At 60.4% G+C, this 12,413-nt stretch carries 8 protein-coding genes; all 8 read right to left on the reverse strand.

Going from position 1 to position 12,413, the window contains the following annotated elements:
• Window positions 1-4 precede the first annotated feature (4 nt).
• The 8 genes from AQ611_RS23975 to AQ611_RS24005 all read right to left on the reverse strand — a co-directional run bounded on the left by AQ611_RS23975 (window position 5) and on the right by AQ611_RS24005 (window position 12,409).
• A complete protein-coding gene (locus tag AQ611_RS23975; protein WP_180978118.1) occupies window positions 5-1,741 on the reverse strand; it encodes a PhpK family radical SAM P-methyltransferase in 1,737 nt (578 codons plus the stop codon).
• Window positions 1,742-1,748: 7 nt separating this feature from the next.
• Window positions 1,749-5,024: a non-ribosomal peptide synthetase gene (locus tag AQ611_RS23980; RefSeq protein WP_069236308.1), complete on the reverse strand. Its 3,276-nt coding sequence runs from the start codon at window positions 5,022-5,024 to the stop codon at window positions 1,749-1,751.
• Window positions 5,025-5,061: 37 nt separating this feature from the next.
• Window positions 5,062-6,669 carry an AMP-binding protein gene (locus AQ611_RS23985; protein ID WP_197517144.1) on the reverse strand — a complete coding sequence of 536 codons (1,608 nt, stop codon included), beginning with the start codon at window positions 6,667-6,669 and terminating at the stop codon, window positions 5,062-5,064.
• 30 nt (window positions 6,670-6,699) lie between these two features.
• A complete protein-coding gene (locus AQ611_RS26230; protein WP_125910295.1) occupies window positions 6,700-6,969 on the reverse strand; it encodes a hypothetical protein in 270 nt (89 codons plus the stop codon).
• Between the two features lie 33 nt (window positions 6,970-7,002).
• Window positions 7,003-7,542, reverse strand: a complete 540-nt coding sequence (locus tag AQ611_RS23990; RefSeq protein WP_125910294.1) for a DUF2087 domain-containing protein — start codon at window positions 7,540-7,542, stop codon at window positions 7,003-7,005.
• Window positions 7,530-10,634, reverse strand: a complete 3,105-nt coding sequence (locus AQ611_RS23995) for a non-ribosomal peptide synthetase (protein WP_069236310.1) — start codon at window positions 10,632-10,634, stop codon at window positions 7,530-7,532. The genes AQ611_RS23990 and AQ611_RS23995 overlap by 13 nt, the downstream gene beginning before the upstream one ends.
• 101 nt (window positions 10,635-10,735) lie before the next feature.
• Window positions 10,736-11,500, reverse strand: coding sequence for a HalD/BesD family halogenase (locus AQ611_RS24000; RefSeq protein ID WP_059512642.1), 765 nt, complete (start codon window positions 11,498-11,500; stop codon window positions 10,736-10,738).
• Between the two features lie 129 nt (window positions 11,501-11,629).
• Complete coding sequence (locus tag AQ611_RS24005; RefSeq protein WP_125910293.1) at window positions 11,630-12,409, reverse strand: hypothetical protein; 780 nt, start codon at window positions 12,407-12,409, stop codon at window positions 11,630-11,632.
• Window positions 12,410-12,413 lie beyond the last annotated feature (4 nt).

Below are 12,413 nucleotides of genomic sequence, written 5' to 3' on the forward strand. Positions count from 1 at the left end.
ACGCTCATTGCGGGAGAATGGGCAGCACCTTCGCGCGTGAGAGCGCGGTACGCGGCCTCGGCACAGGCATCGGCGCGCTCGGCTCGGCCAGATATCGCCGCCGCGCCGCAATCGCGATGTTGCGCAATCTCGCCATCACGTCGCTCCGCGCCGACGGATTATCCGGCGTCACGAACTTCATCCCGACCAGCTCGTTGAAGCCTCGCACGAACGATATGACGTCGTCGCGCGAGAAGCCGTGGCGCATCAAATAATAGATGCTCCAATCCTCGAAGCCGTTCTGAGGACACCACACCGAATTCCGGATCGTCACGAACATATGCTCGATCAGCGCGCTGGCTTCATGGTTGTCCATCGTCGGATGCCGCCACTCGAAACCGCCGCCGACGACGCCGAGCTTCTCGCGATCGCGCCACACCGGCGTAGCCGGATCGAGATAGAAAAGTTGGGCGCGATAGAAAGTCGGCGCGTGTGTCTCGATGAATTCCATTGTTTCGAACACCGAATCGCGCGTCTCGCCGGGAAAGCCGATAATGAACGAGCCATACGTCGTAATGCCGACTTCCCGGAATTTGTCGATGGCTGCGCCGTAGTGCTTCTTTCTCGCCGCCTTGTTCATCAACTCGAGGATGCGGTCACAGCCGGATTCGATGCCGAGAAACACGCCCTCGCAGCCGGAAGCGGCCATCAGTTCGATCGTTTCGGCGTCGCCATGATCGGAGCGGTAAAACGAATTCCAGCGAAACCCATAGCCACGATCGATCATCAAACGCAGGATCGACTTGAAACGGCCTTTCGGCACATTGAACGTATCGTCGAGAAATGTGAGCGTCGACACGGTGCCAAGCTCCGCGATCGCATCGAGTTCCCGTTCGACGTAATCGAGATCCGTATAGACGTAATTGCCCGCACGCTGCGGAAAACCGCAGAAATTACAGTTGAACGGGCACGACTTGGCGGTACGCAACGACACAAAACGGCCGATCGCCTCCGGCCCGAACAGCGAATAGTCGATCGGCTCGTCGTGCAGTTCATTGCGTTCGGTTTCCAGCGGATGAAAATCGAATGCTGCCCCGTCTGCACTCGCCACGGCGATGTTCGGGATTCCGTCGAGGCTTTCGCCCGCCTTCAGCCGTGCGATGATTTTCGCAAGCGTCGTTTCGCCTTCCGAACTGATGACATAGACATCGCCGCCGATGAAGTTGAAGAGCAGCGACAGTTCGTCCTCCGACATGACTTTGTGCTGGTTCGAGATGTACGGCCCCCCGATGATGATCGGCGCGTCGATGCCTATCGAGCGCAGATATTCGACGATTTCGATGATCGGCTGTGGCGACACATATACCGTCGTCGTGATGACCACGCTGCGAAAACGCTTGCCTTCGAAGCGTTCGGGCAGTTCGTCCTTCTCGCGATGGAACAGGCTCACATAATCGAACGAGAACCCTCGGCGGTGGAGAAAAGAACCGAGATACAGGACCACCGGCCAGACGAAATCGCAATTCTCATAGGGCGTATCGGGCGGCATCCCCGCTTCGGTCATCAAGTGATTGATCAGATCGAGACAGCGTAACGGCACGCCTCCCACTTCGGTGAACGTCAGGTTCAAGTCGCGGAACGCACCCGTATCTTCTCCCGTACCGCGCATCATCTCTACGAAATCCGAGAAGCTCGGGTCATGAAAGCCGATGATCAGACAGTCCTTGATCGATTCGTCGATGTCGTTCATGGTAGTGGACACTGGACTCTCACGTGCGCGACGAACGCGCGATCGATGTTGAATTGGAACGGCCATTGGCCGCGTTCGATTGCTTCAGACGCTCAACGACTCCCGCAAGGCCTTCAGCCGTTGGTTGAAGATAAAAATCCTTGATCGACACCTGAACACCATGCGCTTGCCGAATGCGAGACAGCACTTGCAACGCGAGCAACGAATGGCCGCCCGCCTTGAAAAAATTATCGCGGGGCGCGATCGTGCCGCGCTTGAGCAGCGCGGTGAAAATCCCGGCGATTTCGGCAGCCGTGCCGTCACCCGGCGTTTCCGGCTCATCCTGCTGCGTGCGCGCCGCCGACGCACCGTCTTTGCTCCATTCGAGCGCTTCGACGAGTTTGGCCACGTCGGTCTTGCCACTCGCTTTGACGGGAAACGTGCGCGTGATTTCAATACGCTGCGGGACCAGATAGGACGGCAGCTTCACGGCAAGAAACTGGCGGACCGCATCGACATCCAGTTTGTAACTGCCTGCCGGCATCACGAAAACAACCAGCGTCGGATCGCCGTTCGGCGCGGTAGCAATGGCCGCCGCCGCAGCCTGCGCGTGAGGAAATTGCGCCAGGCAACGCTCGATCTCGCCCAATTCGATCCGAAAGCCGCGAAATTTGATCTGGTTGTCCGCGCGCCCCTTGTGGAGCAGCGTGCCGTCCGGCAGCCGAAGCGCGAGATCGCCGGTTCGGTAGATGCGCTGCCCCGGCTCTGTCGCATACGGATTCGGAATGAAGCGCTCGGCGGTCAACGCCGGTGCGTCGAAGTAACCGCGTGCGAGATTCGCGCCGCCGATATAGAGTTCGCCGATCGCGCCCGGCGGCACCGGCTTTAAATCGTCGTCGAGCACGTAAATCGACAGATTGCCGAGCGGACGGCCGAGATAGCCGTCCCGATGCACCGTGCGCTCGCCCGCCTTCGCGCCTTGATACCGGATGCCGGCGGCAATGACGGTTGCTTCGGTCGGTCCGTAGGTGATCAACAAGCCGACTTCGCCGCCGCGATCGACGCGATCCCAACTGATCAGTTGATTTGCGCGGATCATCTCGCCGCCGATGACGACCTGCCTCACCGGTTCGGGAATCGATTTGCCCCGAGCAACGAGCAACTCCAGCCAGACGTTCCAGTAGCCGGCCGTGAAATCGAGGAAAGTCAGCCGATGTTGCACGATCAACTGCTCGAGCGTTTCGATCGGAATTGGCCGCTCAGGATGGATCGCAAGCGTTGCACCAGTCAGCAGCGGCGCAAAAATCTCTTCGACTGAACCGTCGAATGCAAAGCTCGAAAACAACATGCAACGATCGTCGGCACGTAAGCCGCTCGCCTCGCGGAACGAACATACGTGGTTCAGCACACTGCCCCACGAAATCGCGACGGCCTTCGGTTTTCCCGTCGATCCGGACGTGTACATCAGATAGGCCAATTGCTCGGCACGACGGCCGCGCACGGATTCCGGTTTGCCCGCGGCCTCGAACAACGCCGCGTCGCGGTCGAGCGCGGCGCTGCGCAGGCCGCTGTTTGCAAACTTGCCGATGAAGCGCTCCTGCGCAAGCACGAACGAGAGGCGTGCGCTGTCGAGCAGATACGCGAGACGCGACGGCGGATGTTCCGGATCGAGCGCGACATATGCCGCGCCAGCCTTCAGGATGCCGAACATTCCGACGATCATATCGATCGATGCGTCAGCGCACAAACCCACTCGCATCTCCGGGCCGATGCCCTGCTTTTGCAGATACGCGGCAACGCCATCGGTCACACGGTCGAACTGCGAATATGACATATGGCCGTCGCCGGCGACGAGCGCCGCCTTGTCGGGCATATCGCGTGCGATCGCGGCAAGCAAATCGGCAATGCCCGCGTTCGTATCGTAGTCGCGCCCGGTCGCATTCCAGCGGTACAGCAACAGGTCGCGCTCACGCTCATCGATGAACGCGATGCTCGAAACCGGTTCGGACGGCGCGGCCAAGCATGCGTTCAGCAGCGTACTGAAATGGCGGGCGAAACGCTGCATCGTGGCGCGCTCGAACAGATTCGTTCGATATTCGAAGCGGCATTCGATCCGACCGTCGGCGCTCGGGCAGGCATCGAGCAGCAGTTCGAATTGCGCGATTTCGGGGCCGGCGACGAACGGCTCGCACTGCAAACCGTCGAGTGCAAGCACTTCGCGTGCGGCGGCATGGTAATTCACGCAGCATCTGAAAAGCGGATGCCCATCGACGTCGCGTGCGGGATTGAGTTCGCGCACGATCTTCTGGAACGGTACGTCCTGATTCGAATAAGCATCGAACAGCAGATCGCGCACTTGCTGAACGACATCCTCGAAACTCGACTGTTCGGCGAACTGAATGCGCAGAACGAGGCTGTTGACGAGCATGCCGATCATCGATTCGCTTTCGGGCAGCAACCGTCCGGACACGATGTAGCCGAGGCTGATGTCCCGCTCGCGCGTGTAACGGTTCAACACCAGCGCGAGCGTCGCGACGAGGATCGCGGCGGGCGGCGCGTGAACGCGGCCGGCGAGCGCATCCAGCGCCCGCCGAGCCGACGAATCCAGCGTGAAGCATTCGCGCTCGCCACGATAGTCGTCATGTCCCGGATTCGGCCGATGATCGGCAGGCACCATCACCGGCGCGGCGGCGTCCATCAGGCAGCGCCGCCAGTGGCTCAGTTGACGCTCCATTTCCGGCGCGGCCTCGGGGCGGCCCTGCCAGGCAGCGTAATCCGGAAATTGCATGCGCGGCGGCGCAATTTCCGCACCGTCGCCGCCACTCGCCGCTATCCGGTACAACACGCCCAGTTCACGAATCAGAATGTCCGTCGACCATTCATCGAAGACGGCGTGATGCACCGTGAACATCAGCACATAATCGTCCGGCGTCATTTTAGCGATCGTCAGACGCACGAGCGAGCCGCGTTCGAGATCGAATGCGTCGAGACTCGTCGCTTCCGCGAGGCGAGCAAGCTCGCGCTGCGCGGCCTGCGGCGGCATCGCGGATAAATCGATGGAACGCGTATCGGGTGGCAGCTCCGTGTGGACCACCTGCATCAGTCCTTCCGGCTTCGACACGAAGACAGTCCGCAAACTGTCATGACGCTGAACCAGCATTCCGAGCGCGGTCGTCAACGCGACGCAATCGAGAGGGCCGCGGACGCGGAACGCGAACGGGCAATTGTATAGATAACGCCCGGCGATCGAGTGATGGAGCAGCCAAAGCCCTTCCTGAGAAGGCGTGGCGAGGAGCGTGCGAGGTGATGAACGCATCGAGGCTTTCCGTGTGTGCTGGTCGCTGATCATGATTTCAGTCACCTCCCGCGGCTGGGACGCCTTCGGACAAGGTGGCGCAAGCTATGCGCTTCAGGCGCAGATAGTCGATCTTCCCGTTGTCGTTGACGGGAAACGGCGCGAGCGGAACGAAGATGCGCGGCACCATGTACACCGGCAAATCGTTGGCGCACAGCGCCGCGAGTGCGTCGCGATCGCGCTCCAGCCGATTGCAGAACGCGACGAGTTGCATCTCCTGCTCGTCGCCACCTGCCGCCGCGACCACGGCAACCTGCTGATCCGGCAAAAGCCGCCGCAGCGTCGCCTCGATTTCCTGAAGCTCGATGCGAAAGCCGCGCACTTTCACCTGATGATCGGCGCGACCATGAAAGACATAGCCATGACGAGGATCCCGGCTGACGAAATCGCCCGTCCGATACCAGCGCACCCGTTCGTCGACGGAATCGGCGACGAAATGACGGCTCTGGTCAATTGCGTCGCCCCAGTATCGATCGACGACTTGTGGACCGGACAGCAACAGCTCGCCCGTCGAGCCGTCCGGTGCGGCCGATGTATCGATACGCGCAACGACAGTATCGAGCGGCTCGCCGATCGGCACCCATTCGCTTTGCGGCGGGCGGTCCGGATCGAAAGTGTAGGAAGTCGCGAAAACAGTGGCCTCGGTGGGACCATACAAGTTGACGATTCGCGATGCGGGCGCCGCGTCGTGCCAAAAGCGCGCGACGCTGGTCGGAAGCGCTTCGCCGCAAAAAAGTGAGAGCCGCAGCGTCGGCATCGGCTCGCTTCCGAGCGCGCTCAGTTGCTGGACATATGCCGCAAGCGTCGGAACGGAACTCCACAGCGTAAGCGCGTGGCGCCTGACAAATGCGGACGGGTCGAGCAAATCCGACTGAGACGGCACATAAAGGCAAGCGCCCGCGTCCCAGCATGGAAAAATCTCGCCTATCGAAAAATCAAAACTCAGCTCTGCAAAATGCGTGAGCCGATCGTCGCGCTTCAACGCAAGCAACGGGCGAAGGCCGGACAACAGCGCAAGCACGTTCGCGTGCGCGACCGGCACGCCCTTCGGCAGGCCGGTACTGCCGGACGTAAACATCAAGTACGCGAGAGCGCAACCGTGCGCGGCGGACGGCGAGACCGCGGCGGCCGTTGGATGGACGATACGCAACCAACGCGGGGATACCGAAGGCTGGCCGGCGCTCGGCGTCGCGTCGGCGACGATGACCGTGCCGGCCGTCTCTGCGCCCGTCAGCATCGCATCGGCCAGATCAAAAGACGCCGAATCGACGACGAACTTCGAGATCCCGGCTTGCTCGACAACGCGACGCAGACGTTCGATCGGATGCCCCGGATTCAGCGGAACGTATACGTTGCCGCTGCCCATGATCGCCAACATACCCGCATACGCCGCCGGCGATTTCGCGCACAGCAACCCGATCGGCCGCCGAGCGTCGTACAGACCTTCGTCGATCAGCGTCGCCCGTATCCGTTCCTTGAACCCGGCTAATGCCGCATAACTGACGAAACGTCCGTCGACATGCAATGCGGGCGAATCCGGATACTCGGCGGCGCGCGCGTCGAAAAGCGCATCGAGACTTCGCGGGTGCGCATGAGCGCCTTTCATCGAATGACTATGCATCTTGCCACTTCATAGCTAGAGATTGCGTTCGAAACGCACGCTGACGCGTATGTTCCACTCACATCTGCAACGAACGACAAAAGCACAAAACCAATCGGCCTGGATGCCGGTCACATGCGAATCACCGCTATCGGCACGCAGTTCCTGCCGAACAGCACGCTCGGCGCCATCCGCCACGGCAGATTCGTTTGGACGCCCCAACAAATCCGCGAGCCGTACTTCATCGATATCATTCGACGGCGCGCCCGCCGCCGGCCAAACATGATTGCCGCGTGACGACGCCACGTCGGCTCGCCACAGCAGATATCCACGGTCTGCTCAACTTTTTTGCGCATGCGCGGCCATGCGCTGTGCGCGAAGCGCCTCGTTACGTGCGCGAGCGTCGGCAACAAAGCGCGTAATCTCGATCGATTCCAGCACCGCGACATGCTCACGCGCAGGATGGTCGTCAGGCAGCGGCCGTCGTTCGTATGTCCGGCCGAAGCCGTCACGCTGCCAATAACCCATGTCGATCAGCGTGCGTCTCAACTCGACATGATCGATCCTCAGCATCGCGCCTTCTTCGTCGAGCCACTGTCTGAGCGCCTGGTTGACCGCGTTTTCGGCAAGCGCGACATTCGCCGGGATACACACGGACGCCATCGCGAGCGTGACGGTCATATCGGGCGATGACATATTGCCGAGGGTAATGCCCTTCTTGGACACCAACTTCTCTAGCGCCGCCAACGTCTTTGATGAATCTGACGGCGGTTGAGTATCAATCGGTTCTTTCATTCGTCGATCATCCAGAGTGAATAAACATGCTGCCCAATCCGCATTGACTGATGGCGCGATACATCGCACCGTCAATCGCCGCAAGAAACCGACTGCGCCCCCCGTGTCTTTCGAGATGCGGCCGCTGCAATCCGGTCCAGTTCGCTACACACCTGCTCAATGAGACGCACGCGCATGGCATTCGGGAAAACGTCGTCATCCGCGACGATCCTGATTTCATTGACGCCGTCGCTCCGATCGACGTTGATCGCGACGTTGATCGGGTAATGAAAGCGGTCCTGTCCCGCCCAGTTCGATATCACGAATCGGGCAGGCCGCCGAACGGCGTCGAAATTGGTGAAGTTCAGCGAATATCGGAAATCCCTATTCCCCCGCGCACGCAAAATCCGCGACAACGGATACAACGAGAAATCAGCCGCTTCGTTCAATGCACGATGCACGCCCGTCAGTTCGCTTTCGACATCGACGGCTGCATCGACGTGCATCGAGAACGGCAAAATGTTCCAGTAAAGGCCGACGGATTCCAACGCTCGATCGATCTGCGCTGTCCGGCCATTGGTTACCGCGCCGAGCGTAACGTCTATTTCGCCTTCGATCAATGCAATCGCCCGGCAAACGGCGCAAAAAAAGGCCGCTTTCGATTGCACGCGGATCGCTTGGCAATATCGATAAATCGCATCGACCGTGTGCGCGCGGATCGATCCATCTGTCTCGCCGATCTGCGCCGCCTTGTGATCCCCCGGTGCGCACAGGAAGTGATCGTGCATCTCGTAGCCGTCCCAGAACCGGCGTGCGCGGGCCGATTCGCTCTGCTCGTGCTGCAGCCGCACGTATGCGTCGAACGGGTCTGGAGCCGGCTCGACTGGCTGCTCCGGACGGCCATAGCGATCGAGCGTCTCCGTCAACAGCTGCTGCTGCCCCCAGCCGTCGTCGACTGCATGATGGGTTTCAAGCGTAACGCGCGTGCGCCGCGCCGACAGCGGCGTCAACTCGACGTAGATCAACGGGCTGTCGGCATCGAACGGATCGATCACCCGCGATGCGCGCCCCGCCGTTGCCGGCATCCGGGGCGGGGCCGACTGCCCGTTCGGCGTGACCGACACGGCAAGCCGCAGTTTGTCCGCGCGCCGTCTGACGATATCGCCATCGAGCCGCACGAACACGGTGCTGAACACCGGGTGCGCCGAAAACGTTTCGATGAAGCTGCGCGTCAGTTCGTCGAGATCGACATCGGCATGAAGATCGCACAAGTCGAACGATTGCACGACGTGATAAATCCCGTTGCGTTGCGCGAGATTCGCCTCATACGCATTCAACATGATCGTCTGCATGTCGGATGCGAGCGTACTGCCGCAGCGCGCCGGCACGACGTGCCGCTCCGTCGAACGGTTGCATGCGGCCGCGATATTTCTGACGCTGCCCCTCATGAAAATATCCTGCACTCCGACACGCCAGCCCGCGCGCGTCATCGCGAGAGCAAGATCGACTGCTCGAATCGAATCGCCGCCCGCCTCGAAGAAATCCGTGTCAACAGACACCGCATCGCTGCCGAGCACCGATCGCCAGATCGACAACAAAGCCGATTCGGCCTCGGACGGCGTGGCGGCCGAGTGCGCGGACAGCTCGACGGCGTGTGCTTTCATGGTGGCCAAGTCGATCTTGCCGTTGCGCGTCAGTGGAATCGTCTCGATCGAATAGAAGTTTTGCGGCGCGCAAAAGTTCGGCAATTTGCGACCGAACTGCTCACGCAACTCGCCGCTGCTCAGATGCGCGCCAGCTTCCGGTTTCAAGTAGGCATCCAGTATGTCGACGCCGTCGGTCGAGCGCATCGATACATAGGCATCCTGCACACCATCGCACGTGCGCAACGCCGCTTCGATTTCGCCGAGCGACACGCGGAACCCGCGCACCTTCAGATAGCCGCTCTTTCGCGACACATAACCAATCGTCCCGTCAGGCATCCATTTCGCCAGGTCGCCGGTGCGATACATGCGCTCGCCTGCGCGCTCGGCGTATGGGCACGGCATGAACGCATCGGCGGTCAAGTCGGGGCGGCCTTGATAGCCTCGCGCGAGCCCCGGCCCACTCACGAATATCTCGCCGACGACGCCCTGGGGCACGGGTTCGAGATGCTCGTCGAGGATGAACAGCCGCAGATCGGCAATCGGATCGCCGATCACACTCTCGCTCGCGGCCGGTTCCGTCGCCCAATCCACCGGGTGCAGCGTGACGTGCACCGTCGTTTCCGTAATGCCGTACATATTGACGACGACAGGCCCGGCTTGGCCGGCAAGCGCATACCAGCGGGCCAGCTTGGCATAGTCGAGCCGCTCTCCGCCAAAGATGATCAGCTTGACTGTCGACAGCTTGCGCAGGTCGTCAGGATGCTGCTCCAGGTATATACACAAGCGATAGAAAAACGACGGCGTCTGGTTGAGCACGGTCACGCCCGCACGCGCAATGAATTCGCACAGCACCGCCGGATCGCGCACGTCTCGGCCGTCGGGAATTGCGAGGCATCCGCCATACAGCAGCGCCCCCCCTATCTCCCAAACCGAAAAGTCGAACGCAATCGAATGCAACAACGGCCACGTGTCGTCGGGCGAAAATTCAAAGCTGTCCGCGGTCTCGTGAAAAAGCCGCATCACGCTTCTATGCGACACCATGACGCCTTTCGGGCCGCCTGTCGAACCGGATGTGTAGATGACGTATGCCAGGTTGTCCGGATTGATGGCCGGCAATTGGACCACGTCGTCACCTTCCGGCGCCTGCAGCGCGTCATCGATATAGACGATCCCGACGCTCGGATCGAGCTTGAGCTGCCGAAGACGCTCGGACGCCATCCGAGGCGCGACGATCGCGGCAAGCCCGGCCTCGCGCACGAGGTGCGACAAGCGCTCGGGCGGATATGTCAGATCCAGCGGCACATACGCCGCACCGCTTTTCATCGCGCCCAGTATTGCGACGACTGCCTTCGCGCGATCGTCGATCACCACGCCCACCAGGCTTTCGAGCCGAACGCCACGGCGTATCAAGCGCATCGCGAGCGCCGAGCTTGCGGCGCCCAACCGTCGATAGTCGATCGATTCCGTACCACAGACGATTGCGGTGCGGTTCGGACTGGTGGCGGCGATCGCGCGAAATCGATCGACGATGGTTAGCGCTTCATCTTCCATGGTGGAAAAATACTTGCATGTTGGAGAGATCGAAAAAGCTGCGCCTCGCATAATCGCGCCGTCAGCGTGCATGAAACCGAACACCTATTTGCTTGTGCCATTCACGCGGCCCCATACAGCAGATCCGCCGTTCGACCATATTCGCGCCGGCTGTCGATGTCGTAGGCGAGATTCAGCGCTTTGCGTCGCGCGCCGTGCGCGATCGGCGTCACGCGGTGCAGACACGCCCCCGCGTTCAACAAATAGCAGTCGCCGGCTTCGTGATACTCGACTTCGATCGCCGCCTGCGCATTGGCAAGCGCCACGCCCTTTTCGATGTCGCCGTCGGGGTCCAATTGCCGATCGGTGCAAAACGTTTGCCAGTCGCGAATGATCTCGACGTTGCCACCCTTGTCGCGCGCCGGCGATTCGAGAATCACGACCAGCGCGAATTGCGGATCGTCGAGATGCCAGCCATGCGTATCCTCGAACGATTCAAGATAATTTGCCACCATGAATTCGGTCTGGTGACGCACGAAAAAAACGGGCCTTTGCGCGATTTTCGTGACGACGTCGCGCAACGCGCTGTTTCCGTACAGCATCGCCAACGCGATCGACTCGTCGACGATCCGATCGCCGCCGATGACGGACAAGCGACGCGGCGTGTTGTACCCCGGCATCGTAAATTCGCGCCGGATACTCACCTCCTGAATTCTGTCGACTTCACGCTTGATGAATTCGAATGCGTCTGCCTCGAAGAATCCCGGCAGCTTGACGTAGCCCCTCGATTCGAAGTCTTCCGCCAATGCGCGGACGACATTCTGATCCAGATAACGGCTTGCTACAGGATTGCAAACCAGCCAACCGAATAGAAAACGATTGTCCATATATGCTCGCACGCGACGACTCACTGTAAATTGCATCTGCATCATTGCGCGGCCAAAACTGCACGCTGTGGCACGACCATCGCTCAATGACCTGAGACCGGCAATCGTCAAGACGTTTTCAGACCGATCCTAGACGAGGCTGACATCGGCAAGATACTCGGTCAGTGCTGCTTCGAGGGTCTCGCTGATCCCGGCGAGCGTTTCGAAGGATTCGAGCACGAAGTACTGTTTCTGCAATTTGAAGCTATCGTAGCCGGACGCAAAAACCTGCGCGAAATCGAACGGCCGCAGTTCGATCCTCCCTCCGTAGACAGCCTCGCATTCCGCCGCCGACGTGATGATCGCGGCGCCCAGAATCTTGGTCGCACCCGCTTCCATAACAAGCCCCGTTTCGATCGTGTACCAATACACCCTTGCCAACGACCGCAGGGCCAGGCCGTTGCCCAGGAATTTCAAGGCGACAGCCGAATACGTGCGCAGGAATTCGCCATAAAGATCGTTGGTCAACAGCGGAAGATGGCCGAGAGAGTCATGAAACAAATCGGGCAGCACCGAGAATTCGAGCTCTTCCGGCCGCCGGACGTCGGCCGCAATCGGAAACGTTCGCCGTTGCAGGAGCGAATAAAACTCGTCGTCCGGCAACAGCCCATCGACGGGCTTCACGCTCCAGCCGCACGCACGCCGGATCTTCGCATCGAGATCGTCAATGCGCTCGACCGTGCGTTCGGCAAACGCCAGCCGCTTGAAGCCATGATTGAATTCTCCACATCCGTGTGCCGACAGACGCGATATGTACCCGCCCATCAACCGGGCCCACGTTTGATCGTCTTGACATTGGCCGCTACTTCGTGACATTCCGACTTGTCCGATGCTCATTAAGAACTCCGTATCAAATATCGTGCAGCACACTGTG

The organism is Burkholderia singularis (assembly GCF_001718875.1).
Lineage (GTDB): Bacteria > Pseudomonadota > Gammaproteobacteria > Burkholderiales > Burkholderiaceae > Burkholderia > Burkholderia singularis.